Annotated in this window: 24 protein-coding genes and 1 pseudogene; 16 read left to right on the forward strand and 9 right to left on the reverse strand. The window is 30.4% G+C overall.

Annotation, left to right across the window (positions count from 1 at the left end; genetic code table 11):
• The first annotated feature begins 54 nt into the window (after positions 1-54).
• The 5 genes from MJ_RS03395 (at position 55) to MJ_RS03415 (ending at position 3,844) form a co-directional block, all read left to right on the forward strand.
• A complete protein-coding gene (locus MJ_RS03395; protein ID WP_244409486.1) occupies positions 55-1,047 on the forward strand; it encodes an ABC transporter substrate-binding protein in 993 nt (330 codons plus the stop codon).
• Between the two features lie 19 nt (positions 1,048-1,066).
• On the forward strand, positions 1,067-2,047 hold the full coding sequence (gene hemB, locus MJ_RS03400) for a porphobilinogen synthase (RefSeq protein ID WP_064496568.1): 981 nt from the start codon (positions 1,067-1,069) through the stop codon (positions 2,045-2,047).
• Positions 2,048-2,143: 96 nt separating this feature from the next.
• Entirely contained in the window at positions 2,144-2,734 is a 591-nt protein-coding gene (locus MJ_RS03405; protein ID WP_064496569.1) for an RraA family protein, read from the forward strand.
• Between the two features lie 29 nt (positions 2,735-2,763).
• Positions 2,764-3,339, forward strand: coding sequence for a TIGR00267 family protein (locus MJ_RS03410; protein ID WP_010870150.1), 576 nt, complete (start codon positions 2,764-2,766; stop codon positions 3,337-3,339).
• A 10-nt stretch (positions 3,340-3,349) separates the two neighbouring features.
• Positions 3,350-3,844, forward strand: a complete 495-nt coding sequence (locus tag MJ_RS03415; RefSeq protein ID WP_010870151.1) for a DUF2115 domain-containing protein — start codon at positions 3,350-3,352, stop codon at positions 3,842-3,844.
• A gap of 41 nt (positions 3,845-3,885) precedes the next feature.
• Here MJ_RS03415 and MJ_RS09315 read toward each other — a convergent pair whose 3' ends face one another.
• Positions 3,886-4,050, reverse strand: coding sequence for a hypothetical protein (locus MJ_RS09315; RefSeq protein ID WP_244409488.1), 165 nt, complete (start codon positions 4,048-4,050; stop codon positions 3,886-3,888).
• Entirely contained in the window at positions 4,031-4,474 is a 444-nt protein-coding gene (gene pfdA, locus MJ_RS03420; protein ID WP_010870153.1) for a prefoldin subunit alpha, read from the reverse strand. Before pfdA ends, MJ_RS09315 begins: the two co-directional genes overlap by 20 nt.
• A gap of 217 nt (positions 4,475-4,691) precedes the next feature.
• On the opposite strand from pfdA, the gene MJ_RS03425 reads away from it, so the two are divergent.
• Both MJ_RS03425 and MJ_RS03430 read left to right on the forward strand, forming a co-directional pair.
• Entirely contained in the window at positions 4,692-6,038 is a 1,347-nt protein-coding gene (locus tag MJ_RS03425) for an FAD-dependent oxidoreductase (protein WP_064496570.1), read from the forward strand.
• Between the two features lie 12 nt (positions 6,039-6,050).
• Positions 6,051-8,117, forward strand: coding sequence for a hypothetical protein (locus tag MJ_RS03430; RefSeq protein WP_064496571.1), 2,067 nt, complete (start codon positions 6,051-6,053; stop codon positions 8,115-8,117).
• On the opposite strand, the gene sppA is transcribed toward MJ_RS03430, so the two are convergent.
• Complete coding sequence (sppA, locus tag MJ_RS03435) at positions 8,109-9,044, reverse strand: signal peptide peptidase SppA (protein WP_010870156.1); 936 nt, start codon at positions 9,042-9,044, stop codon at positions 8,109-8,111. The genes MJ_RS03430 and sppA overlap by 9 nt on opposite strands.
• 16 nt (positions 9,045-9,060) lie before the next feature.
• Positions 9,061-9,453: a ribosome assembly RNA-binding protein YhbY gene (gene yhbY, locus MJ_RS03440; RefSeq protein WP_064496572.1), complete on the reverse strand. Its 393-nt coding sequence runs from the start codon at positions 9,451-9,453 to the stop codon at positions 9,061-9,063.
• A 173-nt stretch (positions 9,454-9,626) separates the two neighbouring features.
• Between yhbY and MJ_RS09320 the strand changes: the two are divergent.
• Both MJ_RS09320 and MJ_RS03445 read left to right on the forward strand, forming a co-directional pair.
• A pseudogene (locus tag MJ_RS09320) lies at positions 9,627-9,927 on the forward strand (hypothetical protein).
• Between the two features lie 86 nt (positions 9,928-10,013).
• A complete protein-coding gene (locus MJ_RS03445; protein ID WP_010870158.1) occupies positions 10,014-10,598 on the forward strand; it encodes a CBS domain-containing protein in 585 nt (194 codons plus the stop codon).
• A gap of 68 nt (positions 10,599-10,666) precedes the next feature.
• Here MJ_RS03445 and MJ_RS03450 read toward each other — a convergent pair whose 3' ends face one another.
• Complete coding sequence (locus MJ_RS03450; RefSeq protein WP_064496573.1) at positions 10,667-11,575, reverse strand: dihydroorotate dehydrogenase; 909 nt, start codon at positions 11,573-11,575, stop codon at positions 10,667-10,669.
• Between the two features lie 181 nt (positions 11,576-11,756).
• Between MJ_RS03450 and MJ_RS03455 the strand changes: the two genes are divergently transcribed.
• The 5 genes from MJ_RS03455 (at position 11,757) to MJ_RS03475 (ending at position 14,635) form a co-directional block, all read left to right on the forward strand.
• The gene (locus tag MJ_RS03455) at positions 11,757-12,026 is read left to right on the forward strand and encodes a 50S ribosomal protein L34e (protein WP_010870160.1); all 270 of its coding nucleotides are present in this window, start codon (positions 11,757-11,759) and stop codon (positions 12,024-12,026) included.
• An 88-nt stretch (positions 12,027-12,114) separates the two neighbouring features.
• The gene (gene cmk, locus MJ_RS03460; protein ID WP_010870161.1) at positions 12,115-12,651 is read left to right on the forward strand and encodes a (d)CMP kinase; all 537 of its coding nucleotides are present in this window, start codon (positions 12,115-12,117) and stop codon (positions 12,649-12,651) included.
• 86 nt (positions 12,652-12,737) lie between these two features.
• A complete protein-coding gene (locus tag MJ_RS03465) occupies positions 12,738-12,980 on the forward strand; it encodes a 50S ribosomal protein L14e (RefSeq protein ID WP_010870162.1) in 243 nt (80 codons plus the stop codon).
• A 134-nt stretch (positions 12,981-13,114) separates the two neighbouring features.
• Complete coding sequence (locus MJ_RS03470) at positions 13,115-14,071, forward strand: GltB/FmdC/FwdC-like GXGXG domain-containing protein (RefSeq protein WP_010870163.1); 957 nt, start codon at positions 13,115-13,117, stop codon at positions 14,069-14,071.
• Between the two features lie 147 nt (positions 14,072-14,218).
• Positions 14,219-14,635, forward strand: a complete 417-nt coding sequence (locus MJ_RS03475) for a hypothetical protein (RefSeq protein WP_010870164.1) — start codon at positions 14,219-14,221, stop codon at positions 14,633-14,635.
• Between the two features lie 90 nt (positions 14,636-14,725).
• On the opposite strand, the gene MJ_RS03480 is transcribed toward MJ_RS03475, so the two are convergent.
• The 3 genes from MJ_RS03480 to MJ_RS03490 all read right to left on the reverse strand — a co-directional run bounded on the left by MJ_RS03480 (position 14,726) and on the right by MJ_RS03490 (position 16,316).
• Complete coding sequence (locus MJ_RS03480) at positions 14,726-14,959, reverse strand: TRAM domain-containing protein (protein ID WP_010870165.1); 234 nt, start codon at positions 14,957-14,959, stop codon at positions 14,726-14,728.
• A gap of 126 nt (positions 14,960-15,085) precedes the next feature.
• On the reverse strand, positions 15,086-15,607 hold the full coding sequence (locus tag MJ_RS03485) for a YkgJ family cysteine cluster protein (protein ID WP_083774541.1): 522 nt from the start codon (positions 15,605-15,607) through the stop codon (positions 15,086-15,088).
• Positions 15,597-16,316 carry a phosphatase PAP2 family protein gene (locus MJ_RS03490; protein ID WP_010870167.1) on the reverse strand — a complete coding sequence of 240 codons (720 nt, stop codon included), beginning with the start codon at positions 16,314-16,316 and terminating at the stop codon, positions 15,597-15,599. Before MJ_RS03490 ends, MJ_RS03485 begins: the two co-directional genes overlap by 11 nt.
• Positions 16,317-16,373: 57 nt before the next feature.
• Here MJ_RS03490 and MJ_RS03495 point away from each other — a divergent pair, with 57 nt between their 5' ends.
• Together MJ_RS03495 and MJ_RS03500 are read left to right on the forward strand one after the other, a co-directional pair.
• On the forward strand, positions 16,374-17,828 hold the full coding sequence (locus MJ_RS03495) for a thiamine pyrophosphate-binding protein (protein WP_209320035.1): 1,455 nt from the start codon (positions 16,374-16,376) through the stop codon (positions 17,826-17,828).
• A 55-nt stretch (positions 17,829-17,883) separates the two neighbouring features.
• Positions 17,884-18,759: a topoisomerase DNA-binding C4 zinc finger domain-containing protein gene (locus MJ_RS03500; RefSeq protein WP_064496574.1), complete on the forward strand. Its 876-nt coding sequence runs from the start codon at positions 17,884-17,886 to the stop codon at positions 18,757-18,759.
• A gap of 10 nt (positions 18,760-18,769) precedes the next feature.
• On the opposite strand, the gene MJ_RS03505 is transcribed toward MJ_RS03500, so the two are convergent.
• Positions 18,770-19,786, reverse strand: a complete 1,017-nt coding sequence (locus tag MJ_RS03505) for a DUF354 domain-containing protein (protein WP_064496575.1) — start codon at positions 19,784-19,786, stop codon at positions 18,770-18,772.
• Between the last annotated feature and the right edge of the window lie 56 nt (positions 19,787-19,842).

Genomic DNA, 19,842 nt, shown 5'->3' on the forward strand with positions numbered 1-19,842 from the left:
ATAAAGAAATCTTAAATAATTATTAAGTTAATTTTAATAACTGATGTGATAACTATGGCATTAAATTTTTACAAATACTATAGTCGGCAAATAAAGTATGCCTTACACTTCAATATTCTAAATAATTCAATAATTGATGCTGAAAATAAATACATAAACTTTCAAAAACCATTAAAAAATGTTATTGTTTCAGATTCTATGTTTATAGACACTGCATATCTCTTAAAGATTAAAAAGATGATTAAAAGCATTAAAGGAGTTTTTTGGGCTGATTTTGTGTTAAAAAAATATTATCCTCTATACAGTGATTATTTAAAGGGGAAAATATCAAATGTTGGAACAGATGGAAAAATAAACTATGGAGAAATCTTAAATATAAATCCGGACATGATATTTTTAATTGATTGGAATATATTCAATCCATTATCTAAGTGGTTGGATAAAAATAACATTCCCTACACAAAAACTGGAAACTACAAAGAACCAAAGTTTTTGGGAAAAATGGAGTGGATAAAGTTTTACGCCTCATTTTACAATAAATATAAAAAAGCTGAGAAGGTATTTAACAAGATAATTGAAGAAAAAAGAAGGATTTTAAAATCTTTAAATAGTAGAAGCATAAAATATAAACCAGTTGTGGCATTTTTTGGCTATCATAAAAACCAACCATACATCTATGGAAAATCCCACTATATTCCCAATTGGATTAGGGAAATAAAAGGCAATTACCTATTTGAAAATGTTGAAGGGACTAACTATCACTATATTGATAGAAAAATATTTAACAGCAGAGCAAAATATGCTGATGTGTGTATATTAGACACAATGGGAGAGGATATTGACATAAAAGAATTGTTAAAAAACAATCCTCATTTTTTAAAGTTTAGAGCGTATAAAAATAAGAGATTTTATATAACAACCAAAGATTACCTAAAATTTGAAACACTAAAGTGCTCTGAAGTTATGGAGGAATATGTGAAAATTATCCACCCAAAAATTTATCAAAATGGAGATAATGATTTAAAATACTTTATAAAAGTTGTTTAAAATAAATTTGGGTGATTTTATGCTGATAAGGCCAAGAAGATTAAGAAAAAACCAAAAAATTAGAGATTTAGTTAGAGAAACTATATTAACAAAAAATGACTTAATTATGCCAATTTTTGTAGATGAAAATTTAAAAGGGAATGAGAAGAAGGAGATTAGCTCAATGCCTAATCAGTATAGGTTTAGTGTGGAAGGGGCTATAGAAGAAGCAAAAGAAATAGCTGATTTAGGCATTCCAGCTGTAATATTATTTGGTATTCCAAAGCATAAGGATGAGATAGCAAGCTCTGCCTACGATAAAAATGGAGTTGTTCAAAGAACTATAAGGGGAATTAAAGAAGAGTTAGGGGATGAGCTTTTAGTTATTGCCGATTGTTGTTTATGCGAATACACAAGCCATGGACACTGTGGAATAGTTAAAGATGGAAAGATTTTGAACGATGCCACACTCCCAATATTGGCAAAGATAGCTTTATCCTATGCAGATGCTGGTGTTGATATTGTCGCTCCTTCAGACATGATGGATGGAAGAGTTAGGGCTATAAGGGAGATTTTAGAAGAAAATGGATATGATGATGTTGCTATAATGAGTTACTCAGCTAAATATGCCTCATCATTTTACGGCCCGTTTAGAGAAGCGGCTGAAAGTGCCCCTAAATTTGGAGATAGGAAGAGTTATCAGATGGACATAGGAAACGCAAGAGAGGCTTTAAAAGAAATTGCATTGGATATAGAGGAGGGTGCTGATTTAATTTTGGTTAAGCCAGCTTTGCCTTATTTGGATATAATAAGGATGGCTAAGGACAGGTTTGATGTGCCTATTGGTGGATACTGCGTTAGCGGAGAGTATGCAATGGTTGAAGCAGCAGCAAGAAATGGATGGTTAGATAGAGAAAAAGTAATTTATGAAATACTGTTAAGTATAAAAAGGGCTGGAGCTGATTTTATTATAACATATTGGGCTAAGGAGGTTGCTGAAATAGGACTTTCACAGGAATAAAATTTATAAAGGAAATTGATGCCTTTAGGCATCTAAGTACCTTATTAAAACCTACAAACTGTGAAAGTCCTATTAAAAATTATTGTAGGGAGGGCTATGAATATCTTAAAAAATTTTTCAGTTCCCAATTTATGTGATGCTGGAGCTAAGCCTTTAAATGGCATTAAACCAATTTTAGAGAATCAAAAGCTTGTTTTTGGTGAGGCTATAACTGTAAAGATAAGCTATAACGATTGGGGAACTTTAATTAAGACAATAAGCTTTGCCAAAAATAAATTTATCGTTGCTGAGGTTGTTGGCGAAGGAAAATATGAGACAGCAGTATGGGGAGGCTTAGCCTCTCTAAATGCCAAAATTAAGGGAGTTAGAGGAGTTGTTATAGATGGATGTGTTAGGGATGTTGAAGATATAAAAGCTTTAAAGTTCCCAGTTTTTGCAAAAAATTTCTGCCCTAATGCAGGGAAACCTTTAAATCTTGGAGAGATAAATGTAGCAGTGAATTGTTGTGGTGTGATAGTTGAACCAGGAGATATTATTGTGGGAGACTGCAATGGAGTGGTAGTTATAAAAAAAGAATCTCTTCCAGAGATTATTGAAAATGCTAAAAATATAAAAGAGAAAGAAAGAAAAATTAGGGAAAGAATTCTAAGAGGGCAGGATTTAAGAGATGTTTTAAATTTAGAATAAATTAGAATAAATAAAAATTAGGGTGATAAGTGTTGAGAATTCCACGTAGTCTGAAATCTATTATAAACACAATAAATGGAGAATCTGGGACGAGATACATAGTTAGAGGTCTCATCGATGGTTCTTTATCAGCTCTTGGAGTTGTTATTGGAGCGAGTGGCTCAGCAGATGCATCAGTAATTATAGCTGCTGGGCTTGGAGGAGGGATAGCTAACGGTTTATCTAATATTCTTGGAGCTTTCACTGCAGAGAAAGCATCATTGGAGAGGGAGAGGATACAAAAAGAAAAGAGCTTGTTAAAGAAGAACGGTTATTTAAAGAAGTCAATAATTTACAAAAAGGCTATTAGAGAGACGATGATTTGTGGGCTTATTGATGGAATATCAACAACTATTGGTTCAGCTCTTCCAGTAGTGCCTTTCTTTTTATTTGATATAAAAACAGCTTTATATGTTGCCATAGGTATAACTATAGCGATATTATTCATATTGGGAGTGTTTATAGGAAAGATTTCTAAGGAAAATGTAATAATTTCAGGAATAAAGATGGTTGCTGGAGCTTTAGCTGTGGCAATTTTATGCTTTATGATAGAGAAAGCATTCTAATTGTGAGATTATGAAAGCAAGGGAATTATTTGAAAAATTAAAAAAAGAGCTTAATAATTTTAGCATATACGATATAATGATGATTAGAAGTTTTATTGAAAAAGATGCTAAATATCTCCCTCCACAATACAAAAACCATTATGTTGAGGCGATGATGAAGTATTTAATTGAAACATTTAACGAGATTAGAAAAAAAAGCGTTGATGAGATTCAAGATGAAGAAATTGATGAAGAAAAATTAAATGAGATGCTCAATAGAATTGAAAGGTTTAGGAAATATTATACACCAGATGAAGAGAGATTTATAAACCTTTCAAAAATTCTCTGCCCATACTTGGCATTTATTGCTAAAAAGCCATTGCATCCAGAATATTTAACATTTCCTGGAAATGTAAAAATCATTAAAAAAGGCAATAACTATTATTGCCCAGTAAAAAATAAACAGCTTAATGAATATTCCTTGTGCGAGTTTTGTGTTTGTAAGAGTATAGATGAATTAAAATAAATAATAAAAAATAAAAAAATAATATAATATAATTAAGTTAATTAAGCTTCTTTTTCGTTAATTTTACTTTTTAAGTAATTTATTGCCTCTTCCTTAGTAACCTCTATCCAGATGCCAGACATCTCAATATATACTCTCCTCCCCTCTGGAAGAGATTTCAAGAAGTCAATTACTTCTTGAAACTCATTATTCAGCTTTTTCTTCATTTTCTTCCTCTTCTGCTTTTTCTTCTTCAGATGTTTGTTGAGCTTCTGCAATTAAATCCTCTATTTTTGCATACAATTCGGCAATTGCTTGCTCTAAGACTAATCTGAATGTCAATAGCTTTTTAATTTCATCTTCAATGTATTTCAATGCCTCCTCATACTCTAACTCAGCTGAAATATTCTGTCCAACTGAAACAACAACCTTATCCATCTTTTCAACTTTCATCTCTACTTGAGCAATACTTCCAACAGGAACTAAGACAGTTTTCCCCTCTCCCAATGTTTTTAAGCTCTTTAATGTTGCTAATGACTGTCTCAATGTTGCTATTGTTGCGTCTAATCTTCCAATTTCAGCTCTCAAACCTTCAATTTGAGCTATGTATGCTCTAACTGCTTCATTTATGTCTATGACTTCATTTACCATACTATCCCCTCTTTTATTATTTAATAATCTTATTCTATTTTTAAGTTATTTTTAGTAATATATTAGAAATTTATTTCACAATTATTGTATTAGTTAGAAGTTCTATAAAAACTTTTTGGTTAAGTTCATTTTTGTGTCAAAATCATGATCATCAAAAAGGATAAAAAATAATTTGGTTAATAGAAAACCAAATAACCCCAATAAAAATGGTGAGGAAATGAGAGCAATAATAATAGGAAGTGGAGCTGCTGGTTTAACAACAGCATCAACAATCAGAAAATACAACAAAGATATGGAAATAGTAGTAATAACAAAAGAAAAGGAAATAGCTTATTCTCCATGTGCAATTCCCTATGTTATTGAGGGAGCAATAAAGAGCTTTGATGACATTATTATGCACACTCCAGAAGATTACAAAAGAGAGAGAAACATCGATATATTAACTGAAACTACCGTTATAGATGTTGATTCAAAAAATAACAAAATAAAGTGTGTAGATAAAGATGGAAATGAGTTTGAGATGAATTATGATTACTTAGTTTTAGCAACTGGAGCAGAGCCATTTATCCCTCCAATTGAAGGAAAAGACTTAGATGGAGTATTTAAAGTTAGAACTATTGAGGATGGTAGGGCTATATTAAAATACATTGAAGAAAATGGCTGTAAAAAAGTTGCTGTTGTTGGAGCTGGAGCTATTGGCTTGGAGATGGCTTATGGTTTAAAATGTAGAGGTTTAGATGTCTTAGTTGTTGAGATGGCTCCTCAAGTGTTACCAAGATTCTTAGACCCAGATATGGCTGAGATAGTTCAAAAATATTTAGAAAAAGAAGGAATTAAGGTTATGCTATCAAAACCATTGGAAAAGATTGTTGGAAAAGAGAAGGTTGAAGCAGTTTATGTTGATGGTAAGTTGTATGATGTTGATATGGTTATTATGGCTACTGGTGTAAGGCCAAATATTGAGTTGGCTAAAAAAGCTGGCTGTAAAATTGGAAAATTTGCAATAGAAGTAAATGAGAAGATGCAAACCTCTATACCAAACATCTATGCAGTTGGAGATTGTGTTGAAGTTATTGACTTTATAACTGGAGAGAAAACACTATCTCCATTTGGAACTGCTGCTGTAAGGCAAGGAAAAGTTGCTGGTAAAAATATAGCTGGAGTTGAAGCAAAGTTCTATCCAGTTTTAAACTCTGCTGTTAGCAAAATAGGAGATTTAGAGATTGGAGGAACAGGTTTAACAGCATTCTCTGCCAATTTAAAGAGAATTCCAATAGTTATTGGTAGAGCTAAGGCGTTAACAAGAGCAAGATACTATCCAGGAGGAAAAGAGATTGAGATAAAGATGATATTTAATGAAGATGGCAAAGTAGTTGGATGTCAAATCGTTGGTGGAGAGAGAGTTGCTGAAAGAATAGATGCAATGTCTATAGCAATATTTAAAAAAGTTAGTGCAGAGGAACTTGCAAATATGGAGTTCTGCTATGCTCCACCAGTTTCTATGGTGCATGAGCCATTATCATTAGCTGCTGAAGATGCTTTGAAAAAGTTGAGTAATAAATAATTGGTGAATTTTATGAAAAGAATCTTAATTTTCTTTATATTATTTTTATTATTTTGTGGTAGTTTAAAAGCACATTTGATATTTTATGATAAGGATGTTTCTCAATTGAAGTCATTGGGATTTATTGGAGATTACAATGGCAAATACTGGCTAATATCTGATAAGTGTAAGCTAATTAAGTATAACGAAATTCCCATTTTAATTGTGCCGTCTAAGCCATTAAATAATATTGAAATAATCAAATGGGACAAATATAGGGAGTCATGGCTAATTATAACAAATAATGAGAGTATATCGAACGTTAGCAGTGATATATATCTTTTAGAGGGCAAAAAACTTATTCATTTTGGGAGATTTAATTTTTTAATTGAAGATATAGATGATAATGGAGATTATTTTTTAGTTTCTGCTTTCTGTCCAGATAAAAAATCCAAGATTTTTATAATCTATAATAACAAATCAATTGAAGATATAAACAAATATTTAAATATAAAAATTGATGATTTTTCTTTTCCTAAAATAAAATATATTCCAAACGGAAATTTTTGGTTGATTGTAACTACTACTCTAGAAGGACAAAACTGTTTAATAAAATTTAATGGGACTTATGGAGAAGACATATCCCCAAAACTCAATATTCCAAAACCTCCAAATAAAATGGGTTGTTATAATATAATAGAAGATGTTGATTTTAATGGAACATCATACCTAATAGTTGGAAAATTCTCAAAATACAAAGATAGGTGTAATTATATTTTGTCATATGAAAATAATCGTTCAAAGATTTATAAATATAACTTTGATGGGCATTTTAAAAGAGTGAGTTGGATAAATAACAGTTGGATAGTTGAGATTGTGAATTTCTCAAGAGATAATAGCTATAGCTATGAATACTATGCCCTCAAAAATGGAAAATTAAAAAGGATTAAAGTTGGAGAGTCAGCAAATTTTACACCAATTGTTTGGTATTTAGGCACTTATATAACCGATATTGCAAAAATTAATGATAATCAATACTTAATTACCTTAAAATCTATAGAAGACTTTCCAAAATATCCAAATATTGGTGCTTTAATAAAACTAACAATAAACAACTCAAAGATAGATAAAAAGATAATATACAAAGGCAAGGGCTTGACATCTATAGGATATAATGGAAAATATTGTTTAATTGGTGGGAAAGGTGTTTTATTACTTTATAATGGAAAGAATATAACTGATTTGACGAAGAGAGCTAATATTTCAAATTCAGATTTGATTTCCTCTATTGCCTATGGGAAAGATTGTTGGTTAATTGGATTAGATGAAGTAAATCTTCACTATCCGTCAAAATCGTTAATAAAATTTGATGGAAAGAAGTTCTATGATTTGACAAACATTTCAAACATCACAATATGTAAAATTTTAAAATCCAATAAAGAGTATATCCTAATTGGCACTAAAAATGTCTTAATCAAATATAATGGTTCTTTCATTACTATAATTAATTATACGAATTATGAAAAATATGGGCTATGCTATATTTTTGAAGCAATGGATTACAATCCAAAAGAGAGATATTGGTTAGTTGGTGGAGTGTGTTTATATAATCACCCGTATTCATCAGATGCTATCTTATATAAGGTTTATGATAATGGAAGTTATGAATCTCTGCCAATAAACGACAACCTTCATAAGATTTATGGAGATTTTGGTTTTGCATTAGTTTCTTTAATTAAATATATTCCTAAAAATAACAGCTTTTTAATTAAAGTATGGGTTGGACTCAATGATCACTGGCTTATCTATAAAAATAATACACTAACGGAATTTGTAACTCAAAAAAATCCTGGTTCAATAGAAATTGATAACTATACATTATACATATTTAACTACTATAATACAATAGAAATTTATGACAACAACAAACTGTTATCAACTGTTGAATTAATTGATATTCCAAAAGAGACCGTTTGTGTTGAAGAATACCACTATAAAGAGAAATCCTCGTATAATAATTACTTATATATTCTCATATTTATTATACTAACAATTATAGCCATTTATATAGTGGTAAAAATTAATAAGAAATTAACTTAATAACTCAACTCTTCCATTAATCTTTTCCATTCCATATAAAACTTCTCCAATTCCTTTTCCAATTCCATAACCTAAATAGTATGTTAATCCAAACAATCCTTTATTCTCTTCTAAGCCATATTCAACAATCTCAGGATTTGAGACATTAGCTAACTGTTCTAATTTTTTCAAAGCATCTTCTTCAGTTCCCACTTCATCAACTAATCCAACTTTTTTAGCATCCTCCCCACTATATATCTTTCCATCTGCTATTTTTAAAGTGTAGTTTATTGACAAATGCCTATGCTCTGCTACCCATTTAACAAAATCCATGTATGTTTCATTTATCATTTTTTGTAGGTATTCCTTTTCTTCTTTAGTCATTGGTCTAAATGGAGAACCAATATCCTTATACTTTCCAGCTTTTATTGTAGTTACATTTATACCAAGCTTTTTCATCAATCCATAATAGTGCATTAAATCCATCCTAACCCCAATACTTCCTACTATTGAGTGCTTTTCAGCCACTATATAATCTGCAGGGGCTGAAACCATATAAGCACCAGAAGCATCTAAGCCCTCAACATAAACAACTACTGGCTTTTTCTTTGCAAGTTCTTCAACCTTTCTTGCTAATTTCTCACTTGCTATAACCTCTCCTCCGGGAGAATTAACAACCAATAAAACCCCTTTAACTGAATCGTCCTTCTCTAAATCATCTAATAAATTTATATAATATCTTGCATCTTTTTTTTGTTGTGGAAAGATTCCATCTCCTTGATTATAATCAAAATAGATTTCATTGCATAAATAAACCTTGGCTATTTTTTCCCCACCAAACAAATCGACATTTTCTCCTGATAAGCTCATAACTAATAATATACTTGCCCCTATTAAACTAATTAAAATCACAAAAAGAATTAGAAGAATGATATAAATTTTTTTCATTATCTCCCTCAATTATTTATTCTTTAACTGCCTTCTTCTTAAACTTCTCAAATAATTCAATAATCTTTTCATCCTTTTTAACCTTTTTCTTTGGTTTTTTAGCTAAATATTTCTTCCAACCTTCTCTTGGTCTAAATAAGGTTATAACATGTCCTACTACACTAACAACCTCTGCATCACATGCCTTAGCAAGCTTTTCAGCAATTTCATATTTATCTTCATACAATAAAGCAGCTTTTCTTACTTTAACCTTTATTAAACCTCTCTCTTTTAACTGTCTATCTACTTCTTTAATAACCTTTTCACTTCCCTCTTTTCCAACCCATACAACAGGTTCTAAATGATGAGCTTTAGCTCTAAGCATTCTCTTCATTTTTCCAGTAAGTTTTCTTTTTTGTTCTTCTGTCATAAATATCACCAAAAATAGTTTTTAATTTTATTACTGTAAATTTATTATATATTATTAAGATTAAAAATAGTTAATGTAAGGTATGATTTTAAAGGTATATATATCTAATGTTATCCTGAGACGAAACTGTCAAGTTAAGTTTTTTATTAAATATTGATAAAAAATAATAAACTATGAGGCTCATGATAGAAGTTATAAAGAAGAAAATCGTAGAGAGGAAGCTTTTTAAAAGGAATAGGAATCGATAGAGGTTAAAATCTTAGCAGGGCTTTTATACTACCTCGGATTATCATTGAGAAAAGTGGTTTATCCCCCTCCAAATTCGAAGATATAAGTCACGAATCGATTAGAATTTATTATCACAAGATTAAAGAGGTTTTAAATAGATTTCCAAGTAATAGTAAATTCGATACGGTTGTTAGTTGGATAAAAAGCTTCATAATGTTCTACAATTGGATGAAGTCGTTAACTTAACAACCTCATTGTATAAATAATAAAATATATATAAACCATTATAATGTTTTATATTTTCTTTATTAGAAAACTTTTAGGGTGGGGTTATGAAAATCGCATGTGACATCCCTGTTTCAGAAGTCATGAGTTTTCCAGTAATTAAAGCCACAAAAAATATGTCAATCTACGATATAGCCAATATAATGACAGAAAATAATATAGGAGCTGTTGTTATTGTAGAAAACAATAAACCAATTGGTATTGTAACAGAAAGAGATATTGTAAAGAGAGTTGTTTCAAAAAATTTAAAGCCAAAGGATGTATTGGCTGAGGAAGTGATGAGTAAAAAGATTATTACAATCCCTCAAAATGCTTCAATTACTGAAGCAGCTAAAATTATGGCAACTCATGGGATTAAAAGATTACCAGTTGTGAAAGATGGAGAGTTGGTTGGAATAGTTACACAGAGCGATATAGTTAGAGTATCTCCAGAGTTGTTGGAAATAGTTATAGAGTATGCATCAATAACACCAGAAGAAAAAGAAGTTATTTCATTAGATACCGATGAGTTTAGTGAAGAGTATATAAATGGAATTTGTGAAAACTGTGGTTATCAAGGAAGAGTTAGGTTATATCAAGGAAGATACCTATGCGATGAATGCATAGAAGAATTTGAAGAAAAAGAAGAATAAATAGTTCTTTACAAAACATTTTGGAATAAAATTTAACAACTTTTTGAAAAGAACTAAATATTAAAAAATTATTCATGAGCCATCCCAACAATCTCTTCCAATGTTAAATTTTCCTCTTTTAAAAAGCTTATTATTTCATCACAAACTTTTTTAAATATATCATAACCTCTATAATAAACTCCACTTCCTATTTGAACAGCTGAAGCTCCAGCCATCATATACTCAATGGCATCCTCTCCACTCATAATTCCTCCAACACCGATAATTGGCACATCAAAATTCTCATACAAATCCCAAACTACTTTTATTCCAATTGACTTTATTGCTTTCCCACTTAAGCCTCCAAATTTATTAGCTAAAATTGGTTTTTTTGCTCTAATATCTATAGCCATTCCTCTAACTGTGTTTATAGCTACTAATCCATCAACACCAGCATCTACAACTGCCTGAGCAATCTCAATAATATCTGTAACATTTGGTGTTAATTTAGCAAAAACTGGAATTTTAACAGCTTTTTTAACTGCCTTGCAAACATCATAGGACAAATCTGGATTTTGCCCTATGGTAGCTCCATAACCTTTAGCATGAGGGCAGGAAATGTTTAGCTCAATAATATCTACATACCTCTCCATTTTCTTAGCTACTTCAGCAAATTCTTCCTCATCTTTCCCATAGATTGAGCCAATAATTCTAACATCCATCCTATTTAACTCATCTCTAACCTTTTCTATCTCCTCCAAATACTCATCAACTCCAGGATTAGGCAAACCCATGGCATTTAAAAATCCTCCATAAACCTCTACAATAGTTGGATTTTTATGTCCAGGATTTGGATTTAATCCAATAGATTTTGTTGTTACAGCTCCAGCTCCTCCTTTAGCAATTCTTTTTAATGCACTTCCAGTTTCTCCCATTATTCCACTTGCTAAAAAAACAGGATTTTTAAATTCTATTCCACAGATGTTTGTTTTCAACATACATTCACCCAACCAAAAGTTTTAAATACTAATTCTTATGGTATTATGATATTAAATTTTTAATGGTAAATTAAAAATTAAGAAAACATTATAGAAATACACACTATGATTACGATTTTTTGATAATAATAAGAAGCTAATTCTAATACTATCAAAATTCATACTAAAAGGTGAGTTAAACATGCCAGCACCAAGATACAGGTCAAGGTCATACAGAAGAATATACAGAAGAACACCAGGAGGAAGAATAGTTATCCATTATAAGAGAAGAAAGCCAGGCAAACCAAAATGTGCTATATGTGGAGCTGAATTACACGGAGTTCCAAGAGGAAGGCCTGTTGAGATAAGAAAATTACCAAAATCACAGAGAAGACCAGAGAGACCTTACGGAGGCTACTTATGCCCAAGATGCTTAAAGAGATTGATGATTCAGAAGGCAAGAAACCTCTAAATTAATTAAAATTATTTTAATTAATGCCATCAAAATTACAATGAAAAAATATTTATACTAATTAAATCCATTTTGGATGGGTGAATAGATGATAATCACCATTGGGGGGCTGCCAGGGACAGGAACTACAACAATTGCAAAGATGATAGCAGAGAAATATAACTTAAGACACGTATGTGCAGGATTCATATTTAGAGAGATGGCAAAAGAGATGGGAATGGATTTACAGGAATTCAGCAAGTATGCAGAACAGCATAAAGAGATTGATGAAGAAATAGACAGAAGACAGGTAGAGATAGCAAAGCAGGGAAATGTTGTATTAGAGGGAAGATTAGCCGCATGGATGCTTTTAAAAAATGGAATTAAGCCAGATTTAACAATCTGGTTTAAAGCCCCCCTTGAAGTCAGAGCTGAAAGAATTAGCAAGAGAGAAAATATAGATAAAGACGTTGCTTTAAAAAAGATGATTGAAAGAGAAGCAAGTGAGAAAAAAAGATATAAAGAAATTTATAATATAGATTTAGATGACTTATCTATTTACGATTTAGTTATTGATACTTCAAAATGGGACGTGGAGGGAGTGTTTAATATTGTCTCCTCTGCTATTGATAACTTAAAAAAATAAAAACGAGGGGGCGATATTAAACCTCCCTCATTGGAGGATGAGTTGTGATTCGCGAGAGTCACAACAACAAAAATGAGGTGAGGTAAATGCCAGCTATTGAAGTAGGAAGAGTTTGTATAAAAACAGCAGGAAGAGAAGCAGGAAAAGTTTGTGTTATCGTAGATATCTTAGATAAAAACTTCGTTATAGTTGATGGGTTAGTTAAGAGAAGAAGATGCAACATAAAACACTTAGAACCAACAGAAAAGAAAGTTGATATCCCAAAAGGAGCTTCAACAGAAGAAGTTAAATTAGCTTTAGATGCTGCAGGATTATTGAAGGAAGAATAAATCAATTCTTATTTTCTTCTTTTTTATTTTTATTTTGAAACTATATTTGTAAATTTAAATTTACAAATATAGAAACTTTAAATAACAATTTAAAACAAAAATAAGATTGAACAAATAAAATTTTGGTGGGGTTTATGCTATTCAACATCTTCAAAAAATCCAATAAAAAGAAATTGGATGAGTTTTTAAATGAAAATAAAGATAAAGTTTTAACATTGAAGTTAGATAAACCAGTAGATTGCTTATGCGACTTTACCTACAACTTTATATGGCAGAGTAAATTCAATCCAGAAACTGAGATAAAAGAAAATATTACCTTTAAAACCCTTGTAGAGCATTTAAAGAATGGAGGGGTAGTTTATATTAAAGGAAATGTAGGGAAAAGATTCTGCTCCTCTATGGGCGTTGATTTAAAATATTTTAGTGGAAGTGGAGAAAGGATAAAAGTAGGAACTGTTATAGTGGATGGAGATGTCGATACAAGATTTGGAATAAGCATGTTGTCTGGAACCGTCTATATTAATGAAAAAAATAAGATAAAAGAGCCGATGGGGAATGTTATTGAAGTTGAAAGCGATATAAAAGGATATAGGAAATTTATATCCATAACAGAGTTTGTTGAAGAGAGATATAAAGAAGAGAAGCTTCTAAAACCAAATAAATTTGATAAAAATAAAGGAATTTTAGAGATTAATGATAAAATAAAAAGAGATACTGTTGGAGCAAGGTTAAATGAAGATAAAACAATTGTAGTTAATGGAGATGTTGATTTATCCACTGGAATTTTAATGAGAAAGGGAAAGGTTATTGTTAATGGAAATGCTGGAAAAAATACTGGGGCTGTTTTAAATGGTGGAACTGTTATAATTAACGGAAATACTAATGACTTCACAGGTTTTGAAATGAGAGATGGGATAATAGTTGTTGATGGTAATGCAGGGAAATACTTGGGCGCTAAGAAAAAAGAAGGAGTTATATATGCAAGGGATGGGAAAGAAGTTCCTCCAACAAAAAAATATGAGTTAAATAATGATGATATTGCTTTTTTAAAATCTCTTGGCTATACTGGGAAGTTTTATAAATTTATATAATCCGATTTAACTTTTTTAATTTTTATATTTATAGATGTCCAATATTATGACATAAATTTACACAAAATAGTAAATTATATATATCAAGTGGATACATAGTAGATAATGTAAAAAACATGAATAAAAATTCTAAAATGGTGAATAAAAATGGTTAGTGAAATAATAAAATTAATTGAGGAAGGAAAAATAGAAGAAGTCCTTAAAAAAGTTGAAGAAATAAAAGGAGACGCTCAGTTAGAGATAATTGCTTTAACTTTAATAGAAAAAGGTTACTGCGATGAAGCTGTTAAAGTTGCAGAGAAGATATCAAGTTTTGGATTGAAAGATGAGGTTTTGAGAAAGGTTGCTATTGCATACATTGAAAATGGAGAAATAGACAAAGCAATGGCTTTAGTGGAGAAAATTAAGACAGAAACTGATTTGGAAAAAATAGCTATGAAATTAATAGAAATAAAGAAATACAGAGAAGCATTAAAAGTTGCTGAAAAAATTAAGTCAAGGGCAATTAAAGAAGGAATATTAATGGCAATTATCAACGCTTTATTGGATGAATTAGGAAAATAAACTCTAATTAATAATTAATTTTGTTAATCTTTAAATTGTTTCTCAAAATGAAAAAAGTATTGAAAGGTTTAGCTAAACCTTAAAGAGATTTTAAATTTTTTCTGCAAATGCAAACTTACTTTTTACAGCAGTTATTTTTACATTGACTGTTTCTCCTTTTTGTGTTTCAGGGACGAAGACAACGAATCCTTCAACTCTTGCTATTCCGTCTCCGCCTCTACCCATATCTTCAATTGTAACAGTGTAGGTTTCGCCTTCTTTAACTGGAACATTTCTTCTAACTTCATTATTTCTTACATTTCTTCTTCCTTTATTATTAAACATTCAATTCACCAAATTTATTTAAGGATTCATCGCATTTCGCTCAATAACAACCTTGTCAAAAGGGGTATAAATACTTATGGATGTGCAAATATTTTTATATTTTTACACAACTATAAATAAAAAGGTTTAATCTTTCTTTTTTCTATACTTTAAAGATTCTTCCAATAACCTCTCTTTAGCCCTTTTAAACTCTTCTTCATCAACACCCTCCTCAAATCCTAAGTATTTTAAAACAAGTTCAGCATATTTAAAGTATTCATCCTCAACTTTACCATCTCCCAAATAAAGCCCTCTACAATACCTTAAAAACCATATATCATAGGTTAAAGTTAATTTTCCATTTCTAACTTGGACTGAGTAAGGTCTTAACCTACAAATTAAAGGCCTAACTTTATAAATTTTACATTTTTTGGTTTTTTTATCTAAAAATATGCATTTTCCTCCAACTTCTTTAAGCTCACCAATATATCCATTAAAAAATCTAACATATCGCTTTAAAACCTCATCAAATGGTATTTTTAGATAACCAGCTATTTTAGCCAAGTCCTTTTTTGTAACAGTTGGAGCATCACAGCAGAATCCGCATTTTATACAATGATAAGCTATTCCATTCAAATAGACATCAAATTTTATTTTCTTATTTTTCATGAGTTTCCCTCTCCTTACACTTTCCACATAAAATACATGGTTTTATATGTCCAGCTAAAAAATCAAGTGCTTTACTAATTTTTATATGAATGGTTTTAGGGAATTTATATATAATATAACCATATAAAACCCCTGTAATGACATCAACAATCCAGTGCATTCCCATAATTAGAGTTGAAATTGGAATTAATATCGCCAGTGCAAAATAAATATAATTTAATGGCTTTTCATCTTTAAAATGTAATGCTAACAAAAAAGAATATGCTGTATGCAATGATGGAATTTCGTATGTTGGTTTTGTAAATATCCAAAAATAATGCATATTTATTAAATCCTTAGCAACACCTACCTGAAATGGAGATTTTACAACGACAAAGGTGTATATTAAACCAGCAAACAGCCAACCTAAAGCTAAGTCAATTAAAATAATATCACTCTTCAAAAAATCTCTCTTTATAAATAGATAATAGGCGATACCTCCAATAATCATAGAAGAAAATCCATATAAATAAATAATTTTAAAAAATTCAATAACAATATTTGGTAATGACTGTAAAAATATATAAAATTCTTTATTGCATAAGGGAAGCTTTAATAACAAATTTGTTACATCAAGTGGAGTTATAATTTGAGAATACCACATCAACCCGCCCCATAAGACATAGGCGATAGGATAGATTGCCAATCTAACTAAAATCCTTTTATCCACAATCTCACCGTTTAAATCAATATTTTTGTGGGTGGTAATATTAAATTCTTAGAAGCTATGGTAGATTTCTTAGAAAGAAATGTAAAAACTATATTTTCCTATCCGGGAGAGCAGATATTGCCGTTGTATAATGAAATAGAGGGTAGCAGTATAAAAAATATTATGGTTAGGGATGAGAGAGGAGCAGGGTTCATGGCTGATGGCTATGCAAGAATAACTAACTATATAGGAGTTTGCTTAGCTACTGCAGGTCCTGGAGCTACGAATTTAACAACGCCAATAGCAACAGCCTATAAGGATAATTCATCTGTATTGGCAATTACTGGAAGATGTCAGAGAAAATATATTGGCAAAAATTATTTTCAAGAGGTAAATATGGATTTTTTAAATTTTTATAAAGGATATTTTGTTGATAAAGCTGAAGTAAGTTATATAGCAAAAGCATTTGCTGACTGCCTATTTAATAAAAAACCTGTTCAGCTAAATATTCCAGTTGATTTATACAAGGAAGAAGCAAAAGATATAAATATAACCACATATACAGATATATATAAAGATGATGAAACTCCTTCCAACAACATAAAAGAAATAGATGTCAAAAAACCACTATTTTTAATTGGGCAGGGTATATTTGGGACTTTAAGTTATAAAGAGATAGTAAAAATATCAAAAATATTAGAAAAGATAAACTGTCCCATAGCTACAACATTTCCAGCGAGAGGAGTTATTAATGAAAAATTAGAGAACTGCATAGGCTTAGTTGGGAGGAGAGGGGATTTAAAATCTTTGTTAGAGGCAGATAAGATAATAAATATCGGCTCATCTCTATCTTACAACACCTATGTAGAGAGTGTTAGGGAAAAGCTTTTAAGTAAAACTGAAAATATACAACTAAAACCAAAAAGCATCAAAGAGTTAAAAGAATTTTTTGAAAATTTAGATGTAAAAAATAGTAGCTGGATATATAAAAATAGCAACAAATTTCAGCCTTCTGGAGATTACTCAAACAAAATCTATGAGATTATTAAAAATATTCCAGAAGATGCCATAATAGTTACAGATGCTGGTAAGCATACTGTATTTACCTGCTTATTAAAAACCTGCGTTATTCCAAGAAATATCATTTCCTCACACTCATTTGGAACTATGGGTTTTGGTTTGCCTGCATCCATTGGAGTAAAATTTGGAACTATAGATTTCAACATCGATAGAGAAGTTGTATTAATTAGTGGGGATGGCGGATTTTTGATGAATGTTGAGGAGTTGCAAGTTGTAGCTGAAAATAACTTAAAAATCTTAATGGTTGTGATGAAAAATAACAGTTTGGCAGAGTTCTGCAAGATAAAAAATCCAAACTTCAACAAAATAGCTGATGCATTTGAAATAGATAATTGCTACATTGAAAATGTTGATGAAATTGGTTCAGAAATTAAAGGCTATTTAAAAAAGAATAAGCCGTTATTGGTGGTTGTTGAAACAGAAAACGAGCCATTGCCTAAACCAAATATTTAAATTTAACAATTTAATTTTATAAAATTTGAAAAATTTAGTTTTACGGAGGGATAATATGGGAGAAGTTTTAAATGAATTATTTGAAATTTTATCAAAAGATTTACACTTCAATGCCACTAAACTGAATTCTGAAACTTATGAACAAAATTGGAAAGTTCCAGAGGGGTTTATATCAATAATAGGAATTGAAAATGCTAAAATGCCAGTATTTTACTATGGAATAACAAATTCATATAAAAAAGAATTTGAAATTAAAAAAGTGATTTCACCAAAAGGTCAGAAACAGATTTTTGCAAGAATCTACTACATATTTGACAGGAGAGATATTATTGAAAAAGAAAAGTATGTTGTTGCTAATGCATTTAACGGACTCTTATTATTAATAAAATTTGATAAAACTGAGTTTATTGAAAAAGCTATAGAAATGCTCACTAAGGGCTATGAAGAAGACAATTTCATTAAAGAAGTTCTTAACAATATAAAAGAGAAAAATATGTTTGACAATATTGATGAAACAATAAGATTCGTTGCTAATAGAGATTACAATTGGTTAATTGGAAGGATAAAATATAATATGGGAATTTTAGAGTATTCTGGGCAAGGTTATTATTTAATACCAATAAAAACAAATATGCAAATAACACCCGGAATAAAAATCAATAATGGTAGAGTTATAATTGATTTAGAAAACTCTCACTTGTTTAAAAACTTCATTGTATATGTTGATACCATAAACAATAAAATAATTTACAATAAAGAGAGATTGTGTAATAAAAATCCAGCTATATTGGATATAATGTCAAAGATAGATGATAACACTTGCCCATGGTGTGGAGCTAAGTTGAGAGTAGTTAGAACAAAAAAAGGAGAGTTCTTGGGATGCACAAATTATCCAAACTGTCTATATAGAAGATTTCCAAAGAAAAATTAATATTTAATATTTATTTTAAATAATTACAAACCCTTTCAAACATTAAATCAGTTGGGTCTTCTAACTCAATAACACCCATTCTTTTTCCTAAATTATCTTCAACATAGTTTATTATTTCCTTGATATCATTTGTATGAATCATCCTATCTTTTTCAATTAAATATTTATCAACTCCAAGTAACTCTTGAGGATAGCAAGATACCGTTGGAATGCCTAAGATAGCACTTTCCCTGTTCATCGTTCCTCCAGCACCAATCATGAAATCGGAATTATACAATAAAGAAAGAGCATCTATTGTCTCTTTTGGAACTATAGCATTAACCTCTCTATATATCTCTTTTTGATGTTCATCCCTTGGGAACACAACTATATTACAGTCAATTCTTTTTTGAAGCTTTTCAATAATTTTTGGTAGTATATCTTTATGTCCATTACAATAAGAAGAGTTTGGGCAAGGTCTCATAACTATTGTTGGATTATCATCACAAATTCCCAATTTTTTTAAAATTTCATTATCTATTGGATAATAACCCTTTAGCCGTGAATTTACATTTGCCACTTCACAAGTTCCTTCAAAGCTTATAAAATTTCTTCCTCCAAATTCTTTCAGCTTATTTTCATCTGTTGCTATAGGTTTAATAATCTCATCTGCCAATGGTAGAGTTAATTTATTTTGAGCTTCAGCGTGTTCATTATCTACAACAAAGATTACTGGAATGTTCAAACCAAAAGCTACCCTTGGCAACTCAACGGAGTGTTTTGCTATAGCTACTTTTGGCTTTACATTTGATATTAGTTCAGTTAATCCAATAACCCTCTCAGCGTAGAAAATTAACTTATCCTTCAACGTGTTTCCATGCTTTCCTATACACTTCCCTACAAAATTGTAAATTTCAACTAATTTAGCTAAATTCCCTGAATCTCTAAAAGTTAATAAATACTCAATCCCTTCTTTCTCAAATTTTTTTATCAATTGGCAGAAATAATGCACATGGGGGGCGTTTGTTAAATCAATCCATACATCCAAGTTAATCACCCATTAAATATATTTAAGTGGGTTGAACGTAGAGTTCCCTCTGGGTA

The organism is Methanocaldococcus jannaschii DSM 2661 (assembly GCF_000091665.1).
GTDB lineage: Archaea > AGJL01 > Methanococci > Methanococcales > Methanocaldococcaceae > Methanocaldococcus > Methanocaldococcus jannaschii.

What these genes read in the sequence shown, in the direction of transcription:
- MJ_RS03395 (WP_244409486.1), top strand. Translation starts at nt 55, where the DNA reads ATGGCATTAAATTTTTACAAATACTATAGTCGGCAAATAAAGTATGCC.
- hemB (WP_064496568.1), top strand. Translation starts at nt 1,067, where the DNA reads ATGCTGATAAGGCCAAGAAGATTAAGAAAAAACCAAAAAATTAGAGAT.
- MJ_RS03405 (WP_064496569.1), top strand. Translation starts at nt 2,144, where the DNA reads ATGAATATCTTAAAAAATTTTTCAGTTCCCAATTTATGTGATGCTGGA.
- MJ_RS03415 (WP_010870151.1), top strand. Translation starts at nt 3,350, where the DNA reads ATGAAAGCAAGGGAATTATTTGAAAAATTAAAAAAAGAGCTTAATAAT.
- MJ_RS09315 (WP_244409488.1), bottom strand. Translation starts at nt 4,050, where the DNA reads ATGAAGAAAAAGCTGAATAATGAGTTTCAAGAAGTAATTGACTTCTTG.
- pfdA (WP_010870153.1), bottom strand. Translation starts at nt 4,474, where the DNA reads ATGGTAAATGAAGTCATAGACATAAATGAAGCAGTTAGAGCATACATA.
- MJ_RS03425 (WP_064496570.1), top strand. Translation starts at nt 4,692, where the DNA reads ATGAGAGCAATAATAATAGGAAGTGGAGCTGCTGGTTTAACAACAGCA.
- MJ_RS03430 (WP_064496571.1), top strand. Translation starts at nt 6,051, where the DNA reads ATGAAAAGAATCTTAATTTTCTTTATATTATTTTTATTATTTTGTGGT.
- sppA (WP_010870156.1), bottom strand. Translation starts at nt 9,044, where the DNA reads ATGAAAAAAATTTATATCATTCTTCTAATTCTTTTTGTGATTTTAATT.
- yhbY (WP_064496572.1), bottom strand. Translation starts at nt 9,453, where the DNA reads ATGACAGAAGAACAAAAAAGAAAACTTACTGGAAAAATGAAGAGAATG.
- MJ_RS03445 (WP_010870158.1), top strand. Translation starts at nt 10,014, where the DNA reads ATGAAAATCGCATGTGACATCCCTGTTTCAGAAGTCATGAGTTTTCCA.
- MJ_RS03450 (WP_064496573.1), bottom strand. Translation starts at nt 11,575, where the DNA reads ATGTTGAAAACAAACATCTGTGGAATAGAATTTAAAAATCCTGTTTTT.
- MJ_RS03455 (WP_010870160.1), top strand. Translation starts at nt 11,757, where the DNA reads ATGCCAGCACCAAGATACAGGTCAAGGTCATACAGAAGAATATACAGA.
- cmk (WP_010870161.1), top strand. Translation starts at nt 12,115, where the DNA reads ATGATAATCACCATTGGGGGGCTGCCAGGGACAGGAACTACAACAATT.
- MJ_RS03465 (WP_010870162.1), top strand. Translation starts at nt 12,738, where the DNA reads ATGCCAGCTATTGAAGTAGGAAGAGTTTGTATAAAAACAGCAGGAAGA.
- MJ_RS03470 (WP_010870163.1), top strand. Translation starts at nt 13,115, where the DNA reads ATGCTATTCAACATCTTCAAAAAATCCAATAAAAAGAAATTGGATGAG.
- MJ_RS03475 (WP_010870164.1), top strand. Translation starts at nt 14,219, where the DNA reads ATGGTTAGTGAAATAATAAAATTAATTGAGGAAGGAAAAATAGAAGAA.
- MJ_RS03480 (WP_010870165.1), bottom strand. Translation starts at nt 14,959, where the DNA reads ATGTTTAATAATAAAGGAAGAAGAAATGTAAGAAATAATGAAGTTAGA.
- MJ_RS03485 (WP_083774541.1), bottom strand. Translation starts at nt 15,607, where the DNA reads ATGAAAAATAAGAAAATAAAATTTGATGTCTATTTGAATGGAATAGCT.
- MJ_RS03495 (WP_209320035.1), top strand. Translation starts at nt 16,374, where the DNA reads ATGGTAGATTTCTTAGAAAGAAATGTAAAAACTATATTTTCCTATCCG.
- MJ_RS03500 (WP_064496574.1), top strand. Translation starts at nt 17,884, where the DNA reads ATGGGAGAAGTTTTAAATGAATTATTTGAAATTTTATCAAAAGATTTA.